Annotated in this window: 19 protein-coding genes; 9 read left to right on the top strand and 10 right to left on the bottom strand. The window is 71.7% G+C overall.

Going from position 1 to position 22,111, the window contains the following annotated elements; translation table 11 throughout:
- Window positions 1-67: 67 nt before the first annotated feature.
- The 3 genes from BLV96_RS02480 to BLV96_RS02470 all read left to right on the top strand — a co-directional run bounded on the left by BLV96_RS02480 (window position 68) and on the right by BLV96_RS02470 (window position 7,577).
- The gene (locus BLV96_RS02480; RefSeq protein WP_086684296.1) at window positions 68-307 is read left to right on the top strand and encodes a hypothetical protein; all 240 of its coding nucleotides are present in this window, start codon (window positions 68-70) and stop codon (window positions 305-307) included.
- A gap of 299 nt (window positions 308-606) precedes the next feature.
- A complete protein-coding gene (locus BLV96_RS02475) occupies window positions 607-6,081 on the top strand; it encodes an ATP-binding protein (protein WP_086684299.1) in 5,475 nt (1,824 codons plus the stop codon).
- A gap of 176 nt (window positions 6,082-6,257) precedes the next feature.
- Window positions 6,258-7,577: a M14 family zinc carboxypeptidase gene (locus BLV96_RS02470; RefSeq protein WP_086684302.1), complete on the top strand. Its 1,320-nt coding sequence runs from the start codon at window positions 6,258-6,260 to the stop codon at window positions 7,575-7,577.
- Between the two features lies 1 nt (window position 7,578).
- Here BLV96_RS02470 and BLV96_RS02465 read toward each other — a convergent pair whose 3' ends face one another.
- Together BLV96_RS02465 and BLV96_RS02460 are read right to left on the bottom strand one after the other, a co-directional pair.
- Window positions 7,579-8,610, bottom strand: coding sequence for a class I SAM-dependent methyltransferase (locus tag BLV96_RS02465; protein WP_086684305.1), 1,032 nt, complete (start codon window positions 8,608-8,610; stop codon window positions 7,579-7,581).
- A gap of 59 nt (window positions 8,611-8,669) precedes the next feature.
- Window positions 8,670-9,449 (bottom strand): PadR family transcriptional regulator, encoded by a 780-nt coding sequence (locus BLV96_RS02460; RefSeq protein WP_091388672.1) that lies wholly within the window; start codon window positions 9,447-9,449, stop codon window positions 8,670-8,672.
- 239 nt (window positions 9,450-9,688) lie between these two features.
- On the opposite strand from BLV96_RS02460, the gene BLV96_RS02455 reads away from it, so the two are divergent.
- The gene (locus tag BLV96_RS02455) at window positions 9,689-11,185 is read left to right on the top strand and encodes a sialidase family protein (protein WP_091388669.1); all 1,497 of its coding nucleotides are present in this window, start codon (window positions 9,689-9,691) and stop codon (window positions 11,183-11,185) included.
- A gap of 51 nt (window positions 11,186-11,236) precedes the next feature.
- On the opposite strand, the gene BLV96_RS02450 is transcribed toward BLV96_RS02455, so the two are convergent.
- Window positions 11,237-11,689 (bottom strand): hypothetical protein, encoded by a 453-nt coding sequence (locus BLV96_RS02450; protein ID WP_086683623.1) that lies wholly within the window; start codon window positions 11,687-11,689, stop codon window positions 11,237-11,239.
- A 272-nt stretch (window positions 11,690-11,961) separates the two neighbouring features.
- On the opposite strand from BLV96_RS02450, the gene BLV96_RS02445 reads away from it, so the two are divergent.
- Window positions 11,962-12,483 carry an STAS domain-containing protein gene (locus BLV96_RS02445; protein ID WP_244180015.1) on the top strand — a complete coding sequence of 174 codons (522 nt, stop codon included), beginning with the start codon at window positions 11,962-11,964 and terminating at the stop codon, window positions 12,481-12,483.
- Between the two features lie 37 nt (window positions 12,484-12,520).
- The gene (locus BLV96_RS02440) at window positions 12,521-12,871 is read left to right on the top strand and encodes a phosphotransferase-like protein (RefSeq protein ID WP_086683626.1); all 351 of its coding nucleotides are present in this window, start codon (window positions 12,521-12,523) and stop codon (window positions 12,869-12,871) included.
- Here BLV96_RS02440 and BLV96_RS02435 read toward each other — a convergent pair.
- The 3 genes from BLV96_RS02435 to BLV96_RS02425 form a co-directional block, all read right to left on the bottom strand.
- Window positions 12,865-14,160 (bottom strand): MFS transporter, encoded by a 1,296-nt coding sequence (locus tag BLV96_RS02435; protein ID WP_086683629.1) that lies wholly within the window; start codon window positions 14,158-14,160, stop codon window positions 12,865-12,867. The two genes, BLV96_RS02440 and BLV96_RS02435, sit on opposite strands and share 7 nt — an antisense overlap.
- A gap of 78 nt (window positions 14,161-14,238) precedes the next feature.
- Window positions 14,239-14,745, bottom strand: coding sequence for a flavodoxin domain-containing protein (locus BLV96_RS02430; protein ID WP_086683632.1), 507 nt, complete (start codon window positions 14,743-14,745; stop codon window positions 14,239-14,241).
- Between the two features lie 109 nt (window positions 14,746-14,854).
- Entirely contained in the window at window positions 14,855-16,006 is a 1,152-nt protein-coding gene (locus BLV96_RS02425; protein WP_086683636.1) for a nitric oxide synthase oxygenase, read from the bottom strand.
- Window positions 16,007-16,424: 418 nt separating this feature from the next.
- On the opposite strand from BLV96_RS02425, the gene BLV96_RS02420 reads away from it, so the two are divergent.
- The gene (locus BLV96_RS02420; RefSeq protein ID WP_086683639.1) at window positions 16,425-17,429 is read left to right on the top strand and encodes a CobW family GTP-binding protein; all 1,005 of its coding nucleotides are present in this window, start codon (window positions 16,425-16,427) and stop codon (window positions 17,427-17,429) included.
- A 68-nt stretch (window positions 17,430-17,497) separates the two neighbouring features.
- Window positions 17,498-17,779 (top strand): hypothetical protein, encoded by a 282-nt coding sequence (locus tag BLV96_RS02415; RefSeq protein WP_086683642.1) that lies wholly within the window; start codon window positions 17,498-17,500, stop codon window positions 17,777-17,779.
- Here the strand turns inward: BLV96_RS02415 and BLV96_RS02410 are convergent.
- Window positions 17,776-18,336 (bottom strand): TetR/AcrR family transcriptional regulator, encoded by a 561-nt coding sequence (locus BLV96_RS02410; protein ID WP_086683645.1) that lies wholly within the window; start codon window positions 18,334-18,336, stop codon window positions 17,776-17,778. The genes BLV96_RS02415 and BLV96_RS02410 overlap by 4 nt on opposite strands.
- Before the next feature lie 92 nt (window positions 18,337-18,428).
- Here BLV96_RS02410 and BLV96_RS02405 point away from each other — a divergent pair, with 92 nt between their 5' ends.
- A complete protein-coding gene (locus BLV96_RS02405; RefSeq protein ID WP_086683648.1) occupies window positions 18,429-19,571 on the top strand; it encodes an MFS transporter in 1,143 nt (380 codons plus the stop codon).
- Here the strand turns inward: BLV96_RS02405 and BLV96_RS02400 are convergent.
- From BLV96_RS02400 to BLV96_RS02390, 3 genes are read right to left on the bottom strand one after another with little or no spacing between them, the layout of a single operon-like run.
- Window positions 19,568-20,014, bottom strand: a complete 447-nt coding sequence (locus BLV96_RS02400) for a GNAT family N-acetyltransferase (protein WP_086683651.1) — start codon at window positions 20,012-20,014, stop codon at window positions 19,568-19,570. The two genes, BLV96_RS02405 and BLV96_RS02400, sit on opposite strands and share 4 nt — an antisense overlap.
- A gap of 1 nt (window position 20,015) precedes the next feature.
- Window positions 20,016-21,020: a non-homologous end-joining DNA ligase gene (gene ligD, locus BLV96_RS02395; protein WP_086683654.1), complete on the bottom strand. Its 1,005-nt coding sequence runs from the start codon at window positions 21,018-21,020 to the stop codon at window positions 20,016-20,018.
- Entirely contained in the window at window positions 21,017-22,096 is a 1,080-nt protein-coding gene (locus tag BLV96_RS02390) for an ATP-dependent DNA ligase (RefSeq protein WP_208608114.1), read from the bottom strand. The genes ligD and BLV96_RS02390 overlap by 4 nt, the downstream gene beginning before the upstream one ends.
- Between the last annotated feature and the right edge of the window lie 15 nt (window positions 22,097-22,111).

Genomic DNA, 22,111 nt, shown 5'->3' with positions numbered 1-22,111 from the left:
GGTATCCGGGGCATTAACCACCGACACCTGTGCTTCACGGGGAGTGCACGACCGAGGGGAGACCGCGATGACCTTCGACTTCGTCGGCCGGTGGCTGGGCAGGCATCGCGACCGCCCCGGGATCAGCGTGGACCTCTCCTGCGGCGGCCGGGTGACGCTCCGGGAGATCGACGGGCAGCCGGTGCTGGCCATCACGACGGCCCCGGGCCCGGACGGCCGGTGCAGCGTCGCGGCCGTCCCGCTGTCGGAAGCCGAACGGCGCGAGCTGGGCCAGGTCCTCGGCCCGGACGTCCTGCTGGCTTCCTGACCCCTGCCGCCGGGGGCCCGCGAACAGGGGCCCGTACTTCCGCTTCACCGGATGTTCCCCTCCCCGTCGCCGCCGTAAGCTGCGCAGCGTGCTTTGTGGCAGTCCTCGCGAGAAATGCGGCCCCCGCGGTGTGGCGCGGGTCGCTTTTTGTGGGGTGTCCACAACGCAGCCGCCTCGGCATGCGCCATGGCGGACATTGGTCTACCCCTCGGTAATCCAGCAGGGTGTAGACAGGTGCAGGCGACGCCCCAGGACAGGTGCGTCGCCTTCTGTGCGTGGGTACTTGGGAGGCTCAGCCGGTGTTCAATCGTGTCGCCATCGTCAACCGCGGAGAGGCCGCGATGCGGCTCATCCACGCCGTCCGGGATCTGTCGGCGGAAACCGGCACGAAGATCGAGACGGTCGCCCTCTACACCGATGCCGATCGCACCGCCACCTTCGTCCGTGAGGCCGACCTGGCCTACGACCTGGGGCCGGCTTCGGCCCGCCCCTACCTCGACCTGGCCAAGCTCGAGCGGGCCCTCGTCGAGACGAAGGCCGACGCCGCGTGGGTCGGCTGGGGTTTCGTCGCCGAAGACCCGGCGTTCGCGGAGCTGTGCGAGAAGGTCGGCATCACCTTCGTCGGGCCGAGCGCCGACGCGATGCGCAAGCTCGGCGACAAGATCGGCGCGAAGCTGATCGCCGAAGAGGTCGGCGTGCCGGTCGCGCCGTGGAGCCGCGGCGAGGTCGCCACCCTCGAAGACGCGCTGAAGGCCGGCGAGCAGATCGGCTACCCGCTGATGCTCAAGGCCACCGCCGGCGGTGGCGGGCGCGGCATCCGCATGGTCGCCTCCGGCGAAGACCTCGCCGACGCCTACGAGCGCACCAGCTCCGAAGCCCTGCGCGCCTTCGGTTCCGGCGTCGTGTTCCTCGAGCGACTGGTCACCGGCGCCCGCCACGTCGAGGTCCAGGTGATCTCCGACGGCGAGACGGCGTGGGCGCTCGGCGTCCGCGACTGCTCGGTGCAGCGGCGCAACCAGAAGATCATCGAAGAGTCCGCCTCGCCCGTCCTCTCGCCGGAGCAGACCGCCGAGCTGAAGGCGTCGGCCGAACGCCTCGCCGTCGCCGTCGGCTACCGCGGCGCGTGCACCGTCGAGTTCCTCTACCACCCCGGCGAGAAGCTGTTCGCCTTCCTCGAGGTCAACACCCGCCTGCAGGTCGAACACCCGATCACCGAGATCACCACCGGCACCGACCTGGTCCGGCTGCAGCTGCACGTCGCGGGCGGCGGCAAGCTCGACGGCGCCCAGCCGGCCGAGCTCGGCCACGCCGTCGAGGCGCGGCTGAACGCCGAGGACCCCGACCGCGACTTCGCGCCCTCCCCCGGCCTCATCGCGCGGCTGGCGCTGCCCGCCGGCCCCGGCATCCGCGTCGACACCGGCGTCAGCGAGGGCGACACGATCCCCGCCGACTTCGACTCGATGATCGCCAAGATCATCGCCTACGGCCGCGACCGCGACGAGGCGCTCGGCCGCCTGCGCCGCGCGATGGCCGAGACCACCGTGATCATCGAGGGCGGCGCGACCAACAAGAGCTTCGTGCTCGAGCTGCTCGACCAGCCCGAGGTCATCGACGCCAGCGCCGACACCGGCTGGATCGACCGCGTCCGCGCCGAAGGCCGCCTGGTCACCCACCGGCACTCCGCGGTCGCGCTCGCCGCGGCCGCCATCGAGGCTTACGAAGACGAGGAAGAGGTCTCCGTCCAGCGGCTGCTGTCCACCGCCCACGGCGGGCGCCCGCAGGTCCAGCACGAGACCGGCCGGCCGCTCGACCTCAAGCTCCGCGGCGTCGGCTACCGCGTCAGCGTCGCGCGCACCGGCCAGAAGCGCTTCCGCGTCGGCGTTTCGGCCGGCGCGTCGGACGTCCACCACGCCGACGTCGAGATCGACCGCTTCGACGCCCACAGCGGCCGGATCCGGGTCAACGGCCAGGGCTTCCGCCTGGTGGCCGCCACGCACGGCCCGATCCACCTCGTCGAGGTCGACGGCGTCACCCACCGCGTCAGCCGCGACGAAGGCGGCGTCGTCCGCTCCCCCGCGCCCGCGCTCGTCGTCGCGACACCGCTGTCCGTCGGCGACGAGGTCGAGGCGAACGCGCCGATCCTCGTGCTGGAAAGCATGAAGATGGAGACGGTGCTGCGCGCGCCGTTCCGCGCCCGCGTCCGCGAATGCCCGGTGTCGGTCGGCAGCCAGGTCGAGACCGGCGCGCCGCTGATGCGCCTCGAACCTCTGGCAGACGGCGACGAGGACGAGGTCGCCGAGGAGACCCAGACCGTCGACATCGACCTGCCCGCCGAGGCGGCCGACGTCTCCGCGGCCGACCGCGTCGAGCGCGGCCTGCAGGACCTGCGCAGCCTGCTGCTCGGCTACGACGTCGACCCGGCCGAACGCAAGCGCGTCCTCTCGGCGTACACCGCCGCGCGGGCCGAGCTGGGCGGCCGCCCGGTCGAAGGCGAGCTGGAACTGCTCACCGTCTTCGCCGACCTGTCCGAGCTGAGCCGCAACACCCCGGGCGGCGAGGACACCGTCCCGAACGGCGCGGTGCACAGCCCGCGCGAGTTCTTCCACAGCTACCTGCAGAGCCTCGACGTCGAACGCGCCGGCGTCACCGAAGGCTTCCAGGCCAAACTGGCCAAGGTCCTCGGCCACTACGGCGTCACCGACCTGGAGCGCACGCCGGAGCTGGAAGCCGCGGTCTTCCGAATCTTCCTGGCGCAGCAACGGACTTCGGCCGACGTCGCCGTCGTTTCGGAGCTGCTTCGGCAGTGGCTGACCGGGCCGCAGCCGGCGGAGGCGCTCAGCGACCGCGCCGGCCGGACCCTGGAGCACGTCGTCGAGGCCACGCAGGTCCGCTTCCCCGCGGTGTCCGACCTGGCCCGCGGTGTGGTCTTCCGCTGGTTCGCCCAGCCGCTGCTGCGCCGCAACCGCGCCGAGGTCTACGCCGCCGTCCGCACCGAACTGCGCTACCTCGACCAGCACCCGGACGCCGCGGACCGCGCCGAGCGGATCCAGGCCATGATCACCGGCTCCCAGCCCCTGGTGCGGCTGATCGGGCAGCGGATCGGCCGCCCGGGGCGCGACCACGCGCCACTGCTGGAGGTCCTGACCCGCCGCTACTACGGCAACCGCCGGCTGACCGGGGTCGCCGTCCGCGACGCCGGCGGCTCCCGCTGGCTGACCGCCGAGCTCAACACCCCGGACGGTGTCCTGCCGCTGGTCACCACCGCCGTCGACTTCGCCGCCCTGCCCGACGCGCTGCGCGCGCTCGGCGAGGTGGCCACCGACGGCGTCGTCGCCGACCTGTACCTGCGCTGGGAGGACCAGCCGGACGTCGACGCGACCGCCGAGCGGCTCGGCGCGCTGCTGGCCGAGCACGTGGTGCCGGCGAGTGTCCGCCGGATCGTGGTCACCGTCGCCGGCACCGGCGGCGCGGTGATGCACCACCACTTCACCTTCCGCCGCGACGACAGTGGCTCGACCGGCTTCGCCGAGGACCGGCTGATCCGCGGCCTGCACCCGCAGATCGCGAACCGCCTGCAGCTGCAGCGGCTGCACGAGTTCGACCTCACGCGGCTGCCGTCGGCGGACGAGGAGATCTACCTCTTCAAGGCCGTCGCGAAGAGCAACCCGGCCGACGAGCGGCTGATCGCGATGGGCCAGGTCCGCGACCTGACCCCGCTGCGCGAGGCCGACGGCCGGCTGGTCGCGCTGCCCGCGCTCGAGGACGCCGTCACCGCGTGCCTCGACGCGATCCGCAACATCCAGGCGCAGCGGCCGCAGAACAAGCGGTTCGACACCAACCGGATCATGATGTACGTCTGGCCGCAGACGGACCTCACCACCGACGAGCTGAACACCCTCGTCCAGCGCATCCTGCCGACCTCGGTGGGCGCCGGACTGGAGGAGGTCCAGTTCCTGGCCCGCCGGCGCACCGACGCGGGCAAGCTGACCGAGCTCGCCGTCCGGATCACCTTCGACCCGAGCCAGGGCGCGCGGCTGCACGTCGGACCGCCCTCGACCGAGCCGGTCAAGCCCCTGGACGACTACCGCCTGAAGGTGCTGCGCGCGGCGCGGCGCGGCAACGTCTACCCGTACGAGCTGACCGACCTGCTCGCCGGGCCGGCCGGCACGTTCGCCGAGCACGACCTCGAAGGCGGCGCGCTGGTGCCGGTCGACCGGCCGAAGGGCGGGAACACCGCGGCGATCGTCGCCGGCGTCGTCACGACCCCGAGCGAGCGGCACCCCGAGGGCGTCACGCGGGTCGTGCTGCTCGGCGACCCGACGAAGTCGCTGGGCGCGCTGTCGGAGCCGGAGTGCTCACGCGTCATCGCGGCGCTCGACCTGGCCGAGCGCATGCGGGTGCCGCTGGAGTGGTTCGCGCTGTCCTCGGGCGCGCGGATCTCGATGTCCTCGGGCACCGAGAACATGGACTGGGTCGCCGCGGCGCTCAAGCGGATCGTCACGTTCACCCAGGACGGCGGCGAAATCAACATCGTCGTCAACGGGATCAACGTCGGCGCCCAGCCGTACTGGAACGCCGAAGCCACGATGCTCATGCACACCAAGGGCGTTCTCATCATGACGCCGGACTCGGCGATGGTGCTCACCGGCAAGCAGGCGCTCGACTTCTCCGGCGGCGTCTCGGCCGAGGACAACTTCGGCATCGGCGGCTACGACCGCGTGATGGGCCCGAACGGCCAGGCGCAGTACTGGGCGCCGACCCTGCCGGCCGCCCGCGAAGTGGTCATGTCCCACTACGACCACACGTACGTGGTGCCGGGCGAAGCCGGACCGCGCAAGGTGAGCACGAACGACCCGGTCGACCGCGACGTCTCGCCGTTCCCGCACGCGATCGTGGGCAGCGACTTCCGTACTGTCGGCGAGATCTTCTCGGCCGAGCACAACCCGGACCGCAAGAAGCCGTTCGACATCCGCACGGTGATGCGCGCGCTGTCGGACCAGGACCACCCGGTGCTCGAGCGCTGGGCGGGCATGGCCGACGCGGACACCGCGGCGGTGCAGGACGTACACATCGGCGGCCGCCCGGTCTGCCTGGTCGGTATCGAGTCGCGGTCGGTCCCCCGCCGCGGCTTCCCGCCCACCGACGGCCCGGACACCTACACGGCGGGCACGCTGTTCCCGCGGTCGTCGAAGAAGACGGCGCGCGCGATCAACGCGGCGTCGGGCAACCGGCCGGTGGTGGTGCTGGCGAACCTGTCCGGCTTCGACGGCTCGCCGGAGTCGCTGCGCAAGCTGCAGCTGGAGTACGGCGCGGAGATCGGCCGGGCGATCGTCAACTTCGAGGGCCCGATCGTGTTCACCGTGATCTCGCGCTACCACGGCGGCGCGTTCGTGGTGTTCTCCAAGGCGCTCAACCCGAACATGACGGTGCTGGCGCTGGAGGGCTCGTTCGCCTCGGTGCTGGGCGGCGCCCCGGCGGCGGCGGTCGTGTTCGCCGGCGAGGTGGCCAAGCGCACGGCGAACGACCCGCGGGTGACCGAGCTCCAGGACCGGGTCACGGCCGCCGACGCGGCCTCGCGAGCGGCGTTGAGCACCCAGCTGGCCGAGGTCCAGTCGTCGGTCCGGGCGGAGAAGGTCAGCGAGATCGCGGCGGAGTTCGACAAGGTCCACAGCATCCAGCGAGCGGTGGAGGTCGGCTCGGTCGACGCGATCATCAGCACCGCCGAGCTGCGGCCGCGGATCATCGAGGCCATCGAGCACGGCTTGAAGCAGTAGCAGCGTCCTCCGGAGGGCGGCACTTTCACGAGAAAGTGCCGCCTTTCGGCATTCCGGCGCTTCGCGACTTTCGGGGGTATGGCGGTTTTGCCCCCACCGACACACTGTCCGTGCCGGTACGGTGACCACGGGTACCGACCGGACCCTCCATCCGTGCGGCGTGAGGAGAACTCCCGATGGCGTCAAGGTCCCTGTCCCGGCTCGCCCTCGCGGCGACCGGTGTCCTGCTCACCACCCTGCTCGGGGGCACGGCCACCGCGCAGCCCGCGGACACGCCGGTCTTCTGGCGCGTCCCGGCCACCGCTGCCCAGGCGCAGATCCTCACGAACGCCGGCTTCGACGTCGAGGAAGGTGACGCCGGCGCCGTCTTCGTCGTCGGTGGGCAGGCCGTCGCGAACCAGCTGCGGGCGCGCGGCTTCACGCCGTCGTTCCACGACACCGTCTACAAAGAACTCCCCGCGCAGGCGAATTCCCTGGCTGCGGACACCTTCTACGGCGGGTACCGCACGGTCACCGCGCACGAGAACCACCTCACCGCCGTCGCCGCCGCGCACCCCGACCTCGCCACGAAGTACACCATCGGCCAGTCGTGGAAGAAGACGAAGGGCCAGGGCGGGCACGACGTCCAGGCCCTCTGCCTCACCAAGAAGCAGGCCGGCGACTGCACGCTGTCGACGACGTCACCGAAGCCGAAGTTCTTCCTGGTGGCCCAGATCCACGCGCGCGAGCTGTCCACCGGCGAGCTCGCCTGGCGCTGGATCGACTACCTCGCCGACGGCTACGCGACCGACGCCACCGCGAAGTCCATTTTGGACACCACCGAGGTCTGGGTGGTGCCGATCGCGAACCCCGACGGCGTCGACATCGTCGCCTCCGGCGGGAATTCGCCCAAGCTGCAGCGCAAGAACGCGAACAACTCGCGCGGCGGCTGCACCGGCACGAACATCGGCATCGACCTCAATCGCAACTCCACGTTCAAGTGGGGCGGCGACTCGAACTCCGCGTGCTCGGAGACCTACCAGGGCGTGAGCGCCGGTTCCGAGCCGGAGGTGCAGGCGCTGGAGAAGCTGGCCCGCGCGATCTTCCCGGACCAGCGCGGCACCGGGAACAACGACCCCGCGCCGGCGACGGCCAAGGGCACGATGATCACGTTGCACAGCTACGGCAACGACATCATCATCCCGTGGGGCTTCACCCAGTCCACCTCGCCGAACGACGCGCAGTACCGCCGGCTGGGCGCGAAGTACGCGGCGTCGAACGGCTACCTCGTCGGCACCAACGAGGAGACCGTCGGCTACGACACGAGCGGCACCACCGACGACTTCACCTACGGCGAGCTCGGCGTCGCGAGCGTGACCTTCGAGGTCGGCGGCTCGAGCGGCACCTGCGGCGGCTTCCTGCCGAGGTACACCTGCGTCGACAGCACGTTCTGGCCGAAGAACAAGGGCGCGCTGATCACCGCCGCGAAGGCCGCGGCGGCGCCCTACCAGCAGTGAGTCACGGCCGGCAGACGTAGATGCAGTTCTGCGGACGCGGGGACTCGAGCACGCTCACGTGCCCGAACCCCGCGTCCGCCAGCATTTCCGACGCCTTTTCGGTGCCCCACATGGCCCCCAGCGCGGCGCCGCCTTCCGCGAGCGACGTCGTCGTGCAGTACATGAGGCTGATCGAGTAGCACAGCGCCGCCATCGGGTTGCCGACGTTGTTCTCGACGTGGCTCGAGAAGTTGGTGTCCACCATGAAGAACAGGCCGTCTTCGGCCAGGGCGCCACGGACCCGGCGCAGCACGACGTCCGGCCGGTCCTGGTCGTGCACGGCGTCGAACGCGGTGATCACGTCGTATTCGCCGGTCAGGTGCGCGGCGTCGCCGACGGCGAATTCGGCGTTCGGCAGGTCTTCGGTGGCTTCCCGCGCTTGGCCGACGACGTTTTCGTTGATGTCGAGGCCGGTGAACCGCGACGCGGGGAACGCGCGGGCCGCGACGGCGATGGCGTTCCCGGTGCCGCAGCCCAGGTCGAGCACGCGCGCGCCGGCCGTCAGCTGGTCGTTGAGGCCGGGGACCGCGCCGAAGAAGCCGTCCACGAGGTGCTCGCGGTAGATGTGCTTCCAGCTGTCGCCGGTCTTGGCGCCGAGGGTTTCGAGGTGAGGCCCGTAGGCCGACCGCGGGACGCCGCCGCCTTCGGCGAAGCTGCGTTCGAGGTCGGGCAGGATGCCGGTGAAGGCGCTCAGCGTCAGCAGGGACGGCATGAGGTTCGCCGCGGTCTCGCCGAGCAGGAACTTGGCGTGCTGCGGCGGGAGGGTGTAAGCCCCGGCGTCGAGGGTGAAGATGCCCCCGGTGACCATGGCGCCGAGCCATTCGCGGACGTACCGCTCGTGCAGCCCGGCCCGCTCGGCCAGTTCGGCGCTGGTGGCGGGCCCCCGCGCGGCGGCGGCGAGCAGCCCGGTGCGGTGCCCGATCCCGAGCAGCATGGTGAGGGCACTGCCGGTCAGGGTGGCCGTGAGGTGGGCCGCGAAGTCCTTTTCCTCCATGCGGCCGGAGTCTACCGGCCGGGCGGACCGTCCGAAGTGGACGATCCGCCCCGGCCGGGTCAGTCCTCGTCCTCGAGGCCGGCGTCGGCGAGCACCGCGTAGACGCGGCGCCGCGCGTCGGCGAGGATCTTCTTCACCTCGGCGACCTGCGCTTCCGTGCCGCTCTGGCCGACCTGGGCGGTCGCGCCGGACAGCTCTCCCAGCGCGTGCCACAGGGCGGCGAAGCGGTCGGCGTTGGGTGCCTCGTCGGGTTCCTCCCAGAGGGCGGCGAACTCGGCTTCCCGCCCGGCGACGTGTTCCCGCCCGGCATCGGTCAGCTCCGCCACGCGGCGTCCCCCGGTCTCGGCGGTGTGCACCAGGCCTTCGTCCTCCAGCTGCTGCAGGATCGGGTAGACGGACCCGGGACTGGGCCGCCACCGCTCGTTGGTGCGGCGCCGGATCTCCTGCATGAGCTGGTAGCCGTGCATCGGTTCTTCGGCGAGCAGCGCGAGCACGGCCGGCCGCACCGGACGGCTCGGCCCCCGCCCGCGGAACTCCTGCACCCGTTGGAACGGACCCGCCCCGCCGAACCAGCCCCCGGGGCCACCGAAGGAGCCGGGACCACCAGGGAAGCCGGGGAACCCGGGAGCGCCGGGCGGCCCCGGCGGCTGGGGTGGGTGTGGCGGGTGGGGCGGGAAGCCGCGGGCCAGGTCGGGGCCGGGGTCGAAGTCTTCGTGTCCGGGGAAGCGGTGGTCCGGGTGACCGTGGCCGGGGTGACCGTGCCCGGCCGGCCCGTGACCACCGAACATCCCGCCCCCGAAGCCGCCGAACATCCGGCCGGCACCTGCGCTCATCGCCATGGTTGTCTCCTTCGGTTTGCCGTATCGCCGACACTACGACGATATATCGCCGTTGGATCGGCAGCAACCCGCCAGGTCAGAGTGGGTCGGCTCCCGCGGCGTCGGCCGCGTTCACCCGGCGTTTCCCGCCCGGCCATGAATAGTTCGTTATACGCCAGGTTGTACGGGTCTTGTACGGGCCGCGTCGACGCTACCGCCGAGACGTAGGACGTAGAACGAATCCGTAGGGAGCTTTCACCGTGAAGATCACCCGACTCGCCCAGGGCCTGCTGGCCGGGCTGCTGGGGTGCGCCGCCGTCGCCGTCCCGGCGGCCGTGGGCGCCGCCACCGCGTCGGCCGACGTGGCCAGCACATTGGTGTTCAACAAAAACACCGAAGGCCACGACTGCTACCGCATCCCGACCATTGTCAAAGGCAACAACGGCGATCTGCTCGCCTTCGCCGAGGGCCGCAACGGCGGCGCCAGCACGTGCGCCGACCTCGGCGAGATCGACCTCGTGCTGAAGCGCTCGACCGACGGCGGGAAGACGTGGAGCGCGCTGCAGACCGTCATCAAGGCCAACGGCGACACCAAGGGCAACCCGGCGCCGATCGTCATCCCGGGCAGCAGCCGGATCGTGCTGCTGTCCACCATGCAGTGCTACACCAACCCCTCCTGCGGCCGGATCCCGCGCGTGTCGATCAGCGAGGACAACGGCAAGACGTGGGGCGCGCCGAGAGTCCTGACCACCGAGCTCGGGTTCCCGAGCGCACCCGGCTGGCTGGCGACGGGCCCGTCGCACGGCATCGTGCTCACGCGCGGCGCGCACGCCGGCCGGATCGTGGCCGGCATGAGCTACACGACCGGCGGCAAGAACACCGGATCGCTGGTGTACAGCGACGACCAGGGCGCGACCTGGCACCGCGGTGCGACCGACACGTCCACTTCGGACTTGATGAACCCGCAGGAGATCAGCGTCACGGAGCTGAAGGACGGCCGGATCTACGCGGCGGCGCGCAACGACGCCAACGGGGACGACAAGTGCCTCGCGGACGGCACGCACAACCGCGCGTTCGCGATCAGCTCGGACGGCGGCGCGACGTTCAGCTCGAAGTTCGCCTTCGCGACCGACCTGGTCACCCCGACGGTCGAGGGTTCGACGGCCCGGATGAGCGCGACCGACACGGGTGCGAAGTACAACCGGATCGTCTTCGCGGCACCGTCCACTTGCGACCGTCGCAAGGAGCTGCGCGTCCACTCGTCGTTCGACGAGGGCGCCAACTGGACGGGCACGGCGGGCAGCCTGCTCGTGTGGGGCCAGGACGCGGCGTACTCGGACATGGTGCAGCTGTCGCAGGCGTCCGTGGGCGTGTTGTTCGAGGCGGGCCCGGAGTTCCACGCGAACGACACGATCCGCTACGCGACGGTGACGGAGACCCAGCTGGGCGCCCCGGCGTGCGGCGGCGGTTACGGCGTGATCGACTCGGCCCCGCTGGGCTCGGCGGGCACGGTGTACCTGTCGTACAACGCCTCGAACGGCAAGAACTGCGTGAGCGCGATGAAGAGCGCGAACGCGGGAACGGCGACGCAGACGTCGGCGTACTTGGAGGTCAAGGGGTCGACGCGCCAGACGGACTCGGGCGCGTTCTCGTACTTCGCGGGCCCGGTCGCGGCAGCGGCGGCGGACAAGTGCGTCAAGTGGGGCGGCGCCGTGGACGGTCAGGCGTACAACAGCGAGTTCGAGCACTGCGGCTGAGGTGCACGGGGCGGCCGGGCTTCCGGCCGCCCCGGCTCCGCGCCGGAGAACTCACGCGGGGGCGAGAGCAACCCGCGGCATGAGCTGCGTGAACGCGACGCCGCTCCTGCGCAGCCTCGGCGGGAGCGGCGGGACCGTCAGGGCCAGCGCCTGGTTCCAGCCCTGGACGTGGAGCTGGAACTTGAGCAGGAAACCCGACTTCGGTTCGGTGATGGCGGCGTACGCGCGGGGGATGCTCAGGATGTGCTTGCCGGGAGTGCCGGCGTGCGACCGGAAGAAGAGGATCTGCTGGCCGGTCAGCACGATGTAGGCCTCCGCCTGCGTCGAGAAGGCCATCATCGTGCCGCCGCTGAGCACTCCGACGGCGACACCGTAGGCGATGGACTTGCCGACCGCCTTCTTCACCGATCCGATCTTCGCCATGGCGACGAGCTCGACGCGCTCGTCGGGCCGCATCACCGCGGCGGCGGACTCCAGCAGACGTCTTTCCTGGCGGGCACCCATGGTGGTTTCTCCTCGAAGCGCCGGGCGCGTGCGGGCGCACGCGAGCGCCTCAACGTAGAGGAGGCCCGGGGTGCCGATTTCCCCGCCTCGGCGGGAAAATCGCCTCGTTGCCCCACAATCCGGACAGGTCGCCGCGTCGGCCGGTGCCAACAGTTGCGCAACCGAGACCGGCCGTCCGAACTCCGCGGAACGACCGGCTCGGTAATGACGTTGCTGCGCCGTGTGGGTGACACCACTGTTGCGAATCCCGGCCCCGCAGCGATGTAACCGACATGGTCTGGCCCGAAGACGACGCCCGGCACCGCGAGGTGCTGGCGGCTCTCCGCGCCTGGGCCCGGGAGATCGACTCCGTCCCCTACTCGGCCGGCCTCGACATCGACGCCCTGATGGCCCGTCACTACGACAGCCTGCGCGGTGAGCCCACACCCGAACTGGCCCTCGTGGTGACCACTACCGCCGAGGCCACCGTGCTCGCCGCGCACGGGGATCTCGACCTGGCCGGGAGCCGCCGGCTGCGGGCGCGGCTCGACGACGAGCTCCGCCTGGCTCCGCCGGTCCTCGTCCTCGACCTGACCGGCGCCACCCACTGCTCCGCCCGGGGCGTCGCCGTGCTCGTCGAGGCGACTTCGGACGCCCACGAGGCCGGCATCCCGTTCGCCATCGCGGGCTGCGCCCCCGTGGTGCGGCGGGCGATCGACGCACTGGGCCTCGATGACGCGCTTCCGCTGCACTTCACGACGGCGGAGGCGATCGAGTGGCTCCGGCTCCTGGACCGGCTGAAGACCCTTCGGTGACCCAGGTCATCGTCCTCAACGGCGGCTCCAGCAAGACCTGCTCCCCGGCCCCTGGCTCACCTTCGGCGTCGACACCCTCCTCACCGGGCTGCCCGCGACCGGAGGCGGCATCACCATCTCCGACGACGGCGAAGTCACCTGGGCGGCGGGGCTCGCCGCCATGGTCCGCACCGGTGCGCGGATCGTCGTCGACGAGGTCTTCCTGAGCGGCGCCGAGTCTCAGCGCCGGTTTCTCGCCGCCCTCGACGGGCTCGACGTGCTCTGGGTCGGTGTGCGGTGCGACGCCGCCGAGGCCGTCCACCGCGGGGTCCGGTACGACGTCGAAGTCGACACGACGCACGCCGAGCCGGTGACCTGCGCGAAAACCGTCGCCGCCCGGGTCTACTGAGCTCCGGCCGGTGCCGTCGTCACCGCCGACTCGCCGAACCGGATTCCCTTGGCCTCCTTGCCGATCGCGGTCAGGACGGCGACCACCACCAGGCCCGGCACGACTGTCCACAAGAGAGCGGACGAATACCCGTGGGACTCCGCGATCGCCTGCTGGATCGGCAGGTTCAGCGCCGCCAGCAGGTTGCCCAGCTGGTAGGTGACCCCCGGGTAGAAGCCGCGGATCGCGTCCGGCGACATCTCCGTCAGGTGCGCCGGGATCACGCCCCACGCGCCCTGCACCATGATCTGCATCAGGAACGAGCCCAGCGCCAGCATCCCGGCGCCGTGGTCGAACGCGAAGATCGGGATCACCGGCAGGCCCAGCACCGCGGCCGTCACGATCGTCCGGCGCCGGCCGAGCCGCTCCGACAACGTGCCGAAAGTGAGGCCGCCGATGATCGCGCCGACGTTGTAGAGCACCGCGATCCACGTGCTCGTCGCCGCGCTCAGGCCGGCACCGCCGTTGTCGTGCGCCTTGAGGAAGCTCGGGTAGACGTCCTGGGTGCCGTGGCTCATCCAGTTGAACGCCGTCATCAGCAGGATCAGGTACCCGAAGCGGCGGATCACCTTCCCGTTCAGCAGGACGTCCTTGACCGACGTCCGCGTCACCTTCAGCTTCTCCCGGGTCGCCTCCCAGACCTCCGACTCGCGCACCCGCGCGCGGATCAGCAGCGTGATCAGCGCCGGGAAGATGCTCAGCACGAAGATCCAGCGCCACTCGAGGCCGAGCGCCGAGTGGAACAGCAGGTACGCGAGCGCGGCCAGCAGGTAGCCGATCGAATAGCCGACCTGCAGCAGGCCGGAGAAGAACCCGCGCCGCGCGACCGGGATCTTCTCCATCGCCAGCGCCGCGCCGAGGCCCCACTCGCCGCCCATGCCGACGCCGTAGACGAACCGCAGGACCAGCAGCACCGTGAAGTTCGGCGCGAACGCGCAGAGCAGACCGGCCACCGAGTACAGCAGGACGTCGGCGATCAGCGGGATCCGCCGGCCGACCCGGTCGGCCCACAGCCCGAAGAGGAGGGCGCCGACCGGCCGCATCACCAGCGTGGCCGTCGTGATGAACGCCAGCTGCGTCGCCGTCGCGCCGAACGACTTGTCCTTCGCGATGTCGGCGAGGACGAACACGACCAGGAAGTAGTCGAACGAGTCCATGCTCCAGCCGAGCAGCGCCGCGAGGAACGCGTTGCGCTGATCGGATGTAAGCGCTTTCTTGCCTTCAGCCGGTGCCGCTTGCCGTTCCGTCACGTTCGCCCCGTCCCGTCGGTTTCCCACCGGAAGACCTCAGGGCTGGTCTAGCACCCACCGGGCCGCGCGGGCAAGGGGCTACAGCGCCACGCGGGTCCGGACGCGGCGGCCGACGTCGCGGGCCCACGCCTTGATCCGGTCCCAGTCGCGGAAGTCGCCCGCGCGCTGCCCCGACGCCATCAGCCGCGGGATGAGCCCGCGCACGGTCGCCGGGTCCAGCCGGCCGCCGAAGGTCGCGGTGCGCTCCGCGTCGATCCGCGCGGCCAGCAGCGCCACGTTCGCCGGCAGGCTGACCTGGTGGGTGGCGGCGCCCGGGCCGCACGGTCCGCTGTGGAACAGCCACACCGGGCGCTCGGCCAGCGCCCGGGCGTTGCGCTCCAGCAGCCGGACGGCCTCGGGCCGCCAGCGGTGGTAGTACAGGGCGCTGCCGACGACGACCGCGCCGTAGTGGCCGACGGTGGCGACGTCGGCGGCGTCGCGCACGTCCACGCTCAGGCCGGCTTCGCCGAGCTCGGCGGCGATGACCTCGGCGATCTGCCGGGTTCCGCCGTGACGCCCGGCGTAGGCGACGAGGACTGCGGTCATGCGTCCCATTGTCGGCCCTGCCGCGCGGTCCTGCGCCTCGGGCCGCTCACGATCCGCCATACGGGCGCTCCGACGTTGCTCTCCGTGGCTCCCCGCGCACCACGGAAACTCAGTCCGGTGAAAGGAACGCGGGGCGCTCCTCGGGATCGGGCGGGTCGTAGTACCGGTGGAAGACCGGCGTCTGGCCGCCGGACAGGGGCGGGACGATCCAGCTCCAGTCGGCCGGGCACCGCCGGCCGGACCGCTCCTCGCGGTCGAGGTGGGACAGGAAGCGCCGCGATTCGGTGTGGTGGTCGGCCATCGTGACGCCGGCCGCGTCGAACGAGTGCTGCACGGCGAGCGTCAGCTCGACCAGCGCCCGGTCGCGCCACAGCGTCCGCTCCGACGCCGTGTCCAGGCCCATCAGCTCGGCGACGACCGGCAGCAGGTCGTAGCGCCGCTCGTCGGCGAGGTTGCGCGCGCCGATCTCGCTGCCGAGGTACCAGCCGTTGAACGGCGCGGCGGGGTAGGTGACGCCGCCGATCTCCAGGGGCATGTTGCTGATCGCCGGCACGGCGTGCCAGCGCAGGCCGAGCCCGGCGAACCAGCGGTGGTCGGGGTGGGTCAGCGGCACCTCCAGGACGGCGTCCGCGGGGAGGGTGAACAGCCGCTGCTCGCCCGGCTCGGCCTCGACCAGCAGTGGCAGCACGTCGAAGGACCCTCTGCGTTCCGGCGGCCGCCACCCGAGTCTTCGCACCTGCTCGGTGAACTCCGCGTAGCGCGGGTCGCCGAGGACCGAACCGTCGTCGAGGCGGTACCCGGCGTAGCGGATCAGCTGCTCGTTGTGGACGCGCGGTCCGGGCGCGGCGGGCGTGTCCGGGGCGAACACGGTGATCGTCGGCCGGATCCGGCCGCCGCGGGTGGCCTGGCGCAGGTGGCCGACGCACTCGGCGGCGATCCCGGCGGCGTCGGTGACCCGGCGCCGGTCGCGGATCCGCAGGCTGTTCCAGTACAGCCGGCCGATGCAGCGGGCGGAGTTGCGCCACGCGACGCGCGCGCCGTAGGCGAGTTCGGCCGCGGTGTGCCGGTAGGTTCCCGTTTCGGAGATTTCCGCGCGGACCTCGGCGAGCCGGGTCTCGAAGCGATCGCCGTCTTCGGCGGCGCCTTCAGCGAACATCCGGTCCAGGAATTCTTCGGCCTCCGCGGAATTGACGCTCTGCTCCCCGGAGACGCGCTGGTAGATCGGCAGCGAGGGCGTCACCCGCTCGGGGGTAACCGTCATCGCGCTTCCCCACTCTCCGGAATCGTGTTCTGCAGGCCGACGGAAAGGGTCACCGTTCCTCCGATGGTCGCCGTTGACGGGGCAGGCCGGAAGTCGCTGCCACCGCAGCGCCTCCGGCCAGGCCGGGGAGAGTACCCCACGTTCTCCCGACCGCAATCCACCGGACGTGAACGACACCCGGCAGCGTCCCGCAATTCCGCTCCGGCCAGCGAAAACGCCGGAAAAATAACTGTCACCAAGCGTTATCCGGACATGCCGCAGCGCGTTTTCCGTCAATCGATCACAGTGGACAGTCGAATCGGGGTGATCCTTTGTCTGAGAACCGGTTTCGGCTGTTCGAGGGTATTCGCCGAATGGACTTTCCCGGCGCCGGTCCCCCGTGTATCGACGCGCCCGCGCGCGACGCTAGAGTCGTTTTGTGCGCAAGATCCCCGTGGTCCTCGTCGCCGGGTTCCTCGGCGCGGGCAAGACGACGCTGCTCAACCACCTGCTCGCCAACCGCGAGGGCGCCCGGGTCGGCGTCGTGGTCAACGACTTCGGCAGCGTGAACGTCGACGCGCTCGCCGTGGCCGGCCAGGTCGACACGATGGTCTCGCTCGGCAACGGGTGTCTCTGCTGCGCGGTCGACGCGAGCGGGCTCGACGCCATGCTGGGCCGGCTCGCGGCGCCGGAGGCCGGGATCGACGTCATCGTCGTCGAGGCCAGCGGCATCGCCGAGCCGCGCGACCTGATCCGGCTGATGATCGCCAGCGAGAACCCGGACATCCGCTACGGCGGGCTGGCCGAGGTGGTGGACGCCGCCGAGTTCGAGTCCGCCCGCGAGCGCCACCCCGAACTGGCCGACCACGTGCGGCTGGCCGACCTGGTGGTGCTGAACAAGGCCGACCGGGTGCCGGCCGACGAGCTGGCGAAGGTCACCGCGACCGTCGAGGAGCTCGCCCCGGGCCGTCCGCTGCTGGTCACCTCGCACGGGCGCGTCGACCCGCGGCTGTTCTTCGACCCCGAGCCCCGCGGCGAGCGCGTCGGCCAGCTGTCGTTCGACGACCTGCGCGAGCACGACCACTCCGAGCACCTGCACGCCGCGTACGAGACGGTGACGTTCACCGCGGAGACACCGCTCGCGCCGAAGGCGTTCGTCGAGTGGCTCGAGCGGCGCCCGGCCGGGCTGTACCGGATGAAGGGCCAGGCGGACTTCGGCGCCGGCGCGCGCTTCCACCTGCACACCGTCGGCGGGTTCGTGCAGCTGGAGCGGTCGGCGTGGCCGGCGGGCGCACTGCGGCGCACGGAACTGGTGCTGATCGGCGCGGGCCTCGACTCCGGCGCGGTGCTCGCCGAGCTGGCCGCGTGCGTCGCGCCGGACCCGTCGGTCGTCGACGAGCGCGGGTTGCTGCACATCCTCCGCTACCTCCCCGACCAGGCCTGACGCACCCGCCACGCCGAAGATCGGCAAATGCGCCCGGGTCGCGGGAGCGGCGACGGAGACTGACGGCCATGACGACCACCGCGGTGAGCGCACCACGCTGGTACCTGGTCGGCGTGCTGCCCGAGGAAGTGCCGTTGGCGCACTTGATGACCCGCTCCGGCGACCTGCGCTACCGGCGTTCGGCGTGTGGGGAGCGCGAGTCCCGCAGCTGGAAGCCGGTGGACCTGACGACGTCGGAGGTGGCACCCTGCCCGGCGTGCGTGGCGACGCTGCCCGCGCCCCCGGCGGGCGTGCGTGTGGCCCCGGGCGGCGATGACCTCGGCCAGCTCTCGCTGGACCTGGAGATCTAGGCGGTCAGAGTCTCCGCGAGCCGCTTCGCCGTGCGAAACGGCTGTGCGGTCCGGGCGACCACCGCCGTGACCGCGGCGCCTTCGAGCAGCAGCATCAGCTCGTCGGCGAGCGTTTCGGCGTCGGCGCGTCCCCCGCGGTCGAGCTGGGCCCGCAGGAAGCCGCGCACCGCGGTCTTGTGGTGGCGGACGACTTCCCGGACCGGGTCGCCGGGGTCGGGGAACTCCGAAGTCGCGTTGAGGAAGGCGCAGCCGCGGTAGTCGTCGCGGGCCAGCCAGTCTTCGTAGGCGTCGAACACCGCCAGCACCCGGTCGCGCGGGCCGGCGTGCGCTTCGGTGATCCGGTCGATCTCCTCCTGCCAGCGTCGGTCGCGGTCCCGCAGGTAGGCGACGACGAGCCGGGTCTTGGAGCCGAAGTTGCCGTAGAGCGCCGCTTTCGTCACGCCCGCCTCGGCCGCCACCGTGTCGACGCCGACGGCGTGGATGCCGTCGCGGTAGAAGAGCGTCGACGCGGCTTTCAGGACCTTGGCTCGTGCTGCGCCGGGAGGGGTACGGCCCACAGCGTTCCTCCTGACCGAGCGGTATGGCTGCTGAACTGCACTGATCCTACCATCGATTGACAACAGACAGACCTGTCTGTTTGGTGGAGGGTATGGCTCTCGAAACGGAACGGAAGCCGGCGGCCGCGTGGTGGTCGACCGCCGCGGCCGGGGCGAGCGTGATCGCCCTCTGCTACGGCTTCGCGCGCTACGCGTACGGGCTGTTCGTGCCGCGGTTCAGCGAGACGTTCGGGCTCACGACGGTCGGCGCCGGCGTTCTCGGCGGCTTGTCGACCGCCGGGTACGGCCTCGGGCTGCTGGTGTCGCCGGTGACGTCCCGGCGGTCGGCGCGCGGCACGGTCGTCCTGGCCGGCGTGTCGGCGACGCTCGGCCTCGGCTTGATGGCGGCGGCCCCGGGGGTCGTCGTCTTCGGGGCGGGCATCCTGGTCGCGGGCGCCGGCGCGGGTCTCGTTTCGCCCGGCGTCGCCCAGCTGATCGGCCGGACGGTCGGCCCAGGCGTCCGGGACCGGGCGCAGACCTGGGCCAACACCGGGACCGGGCTGGGGCTGGCGGCGTCGGCGTTCACACCGCTGCTGGCGTTCGGCTGGCCCGCGATCTGGTCGGCGTTCGCCGCCGCCGGCGTGGCTGTGACGCTGATCGCGTGGCGGGTGCTGCCCCGGACACCGGCCGCCCCGGCGGATCCCGGCTCCACCCGCGGGATGGCACCGCTGGTGGTCAATTCGGTGCTGATCGGGGTGACGAGCGCGCCGTACTGGACGTTTTCGAGTTCACGGCTGGCCGAAGCGGGTCTGAGCCCGGTCGCGGTCACGTGCAGCTGGTGCGCGATCGGCGTGGCCGGGCTGTTCGGCGGTTGGGCGGGCCGGCTGGCCGAACGGGTGGGCTTGCGGATCGCGAACGTGGCGGCGTGGACACTCGCGGCGTGCGGAATCGGCCTGCTGGCCCTGCCGCGTCCGGGATTGCCCGGCGCGCTCGTGTCGAGCGCGCTGTTCGGCTTGACGTACATGGCGTTGACGGGGCTGTGCATCCTCTGGGCGGCACGGCTGTTCCCCGAGCGGCCGGCCCGCGGGGTCACGTGGTCGTTCGCGGGACTGGGCGCCGGTCAGACCGCGGCGGCACCGCTGGCCGGCGCGGCGGCGTCCGGGGTGGGTCAGGCCGCGGTGTTCGGTGTGACGGCGTTGGTGGCACTGGTCGCCTGGACCCAGCTCACGCCCCGGCTTGCCCCGCCGACCGGCTAAGCCAGCTCCTTCTCGTAGCAGACCGACTCCGGATCACCGTCGTGCGGCGGGAAGTTCGGCACCCGCCGGTACCCCGCCCGCTCGTACAACCGCATCGCCGCCGGCTGGCGGACGCCCGTCTCCAGGCGGATCAGCACTCCGCCGTCGCTGCGGGCCAGGCGCTCGGACTCCGCCACCAGCGCCGTCGAGACGCCCGTGCCGCGCACGTCCGGTGCCACGAACATCCGTTTCAGCTCGTACACGCCCGGCGAAACCGGCTCCACCGCGCAGCAGCCGATCGCGCGGGAACCGTCACGGGCCAACAGGAACCGGCTCGCCGGGGCCAGCGGCCGCGGGCGCGCGTCCGGCGGCAGGTCGTACACCACCACCAGCTCGGCCGTCATCGCCGTCAGCAGCGCCCGCAGGAACCCGTCGTCGGCCGGGCATTCCGCGACGGTGGCCACCTCACGCCTTCTTCGCCCGGCTCGGCGCCACCCGCGGCGGCTCGTTCGGCATCTTCGGGTACACCGGCGGCCACGGCGCGTCCATCATCCCGTTCGCCATGTCCGCTTCGGACATTTGAAGCAACGGCTCGATCGACTGCGGCCGCTCCCCCGCCCCGGCCCACGGGTCGCCGCGTTCGGCCACCCGCGCCGGCACCGTGCTCAGGGTGAACGCGTCCGGCTCGACGCCGTCCAGCTCGTCCCACGCGATCGGCGTCGACACCTGGCCGCCCACCCGCGGCCGCACGCACCAGGTGCCGAACACGGTCTTGTGCGGTGCGTTCTGGTTGAAGTCGACGAACACGCGCGAGCCGCGTTCCTCCTTCCACCACTGCGCGGTGATCTTCTCCGGGTGCCGCCGCTCCAGCGCCCGCGCGAGCGCGACGGCCGCGGCCCGCACCTGGAAGCTGTCCCACCGCGGTTCGAGCATCACGTACAGGTGCAACCCCCGGGACCCGGATGTCTTCAGATGTCCTTCGATGCCGTGCTCGGCCAGGAACTCCCGGGTCAGCAGCGCGGCCTCGCGCAGCTCGTCGAACCCGATCCCCGGCGACGGGTCGAGGTCGACACGCAGCTCGTCGGTCACCTCGGGGGTGTCGGCCAGGTACGGCCAGACGTGGAAGCCGAGGCACCCGAGGTTCACCGCCCACAGGATGTGGGCCAGGTCCTTGGCCACGAGCGCGTCGCTGGTCGTGCCGTTCGGCGTCGAAACGACGGTGGTGCTCAGCCACGGCGGCGCGCCCTTCGGGACGCGTTTCTGGAACCAGTTCTTGCCGCCCGCGCCGTCCGGGTAGCGCTCCAGCAGCAGCGGACGCCCGCCGAGCCGTGCCAGCAGCGGCCCGGAGATCGCCCGGTAGTACTCGACGAGGTCGAGCTTCGTCTGCCCCTGCTCCGGGAAGTAGACCTTGTCCGGGCTGCTGATCTTGACCTCGACGCCGTCGACGTCGAGCACGAGCGCCTCGCTCATCTCGCCTCCCCGAACAGCTTCGCGAGCTCGGCGGGCGGTGCCTCGTCGAGCTGGGCGTACGTGCACGACTCCGGGGTGCGGTCGGGCCGGAACCGGACCAGCCGGCCGCCGTGGCGGAACCGGCCGCCCTGCAGGTGTTCGTAGCGGACCTCGGCCACCCACTCGGGGCGCAGCGCCTCCCAGGACAGGTCCTTCTGCGGCGCCCACCGGCTGTTCGCGCCCGGCTGCCGGCCGGCCGGTGGCTCGTACTCGGCCCAGGACCGCCACGGGTGGCCTTCCAGGGCGTTCTCCCGCAGGGGCGCCAGCTCGTCGACCAGCTCCGCGCGCCGCGTCTTGGTGAAGCTGCTCGCCACGCCGACGTGGTGCAGCACGCCCTCGTCGTCGAACAGCCCGAGCAGCAGCGAGCCGACGCCGGCGCCGTCCTTGTGCCAGCGGAAGCCCGTCACGACGCAGTCGGCCGTGCGCTCGTGCTTGACCTTCAGCATGACGCGCTTGTCCTGCTCGTACGGCAAGTCGCCGGGCTTGGCCATGACGCCGTCGAAGCCCGCGCCCTCGAACCGGGTGAACCAGTCCTCGGCCTGGGCGGGGTCGTCGCTCAACGGGGTCAGGTGGACGCGCTGGAGGCCTTCGGCGTCGGTGCGGAGGATGCTTTCCAGCCGCTCGCGCCGCTCGCGGAAGGGCGCCTCCGTGAGGTCGGTGTCGCCGAGGGCGAGCAGGTCGAAGGCGATGAAGCTGGCCGGCGTCTCCTCCGCGAGCTTGCGCACGCGCGAGGCCGCCGGGTGCAGCCGCAGCTGCAGCGTCTCGAAGTCGAGCCCGGCCGGCGTGACCAGCACGATCTCGCCGTCCACGACGCAGCGTGGCGGCAGCGCGGCGGCCAGCAGTTCCACCAGCTCCGGGAAGTAGCGGGTCAGCGGCCGGTCGTTGCGGGAGCCGAGCTCGATCTCGTCGCCGTCGCGGAACACGACGCAGCGGAAGCCGTCCCACTTGGGCTCGTAGAGCAGCCCCGGGTCACGAGGCACCTCGTGCACGGCTTTCGCGAGCATCGGCCGCACGGGCGGCATCACGGGCAAGTCCACCGCGCGAGCTTAAAA

This window comes from Amycolatopsis pretoriensis (genome assembly GCF_900107925.1).
In the GTDB taxonomy this organism is placed as follows: domain Bacteria; phylum Actinomycetota; class Actinomycetes; order Mycobacteriales; family Pseudonocardiaceae; genus Amycolatopsis; species Amycolatopsis pretoriensis.
This window is presented reverse-complemented; position numbering and strand designations above follow the sequence as displayed.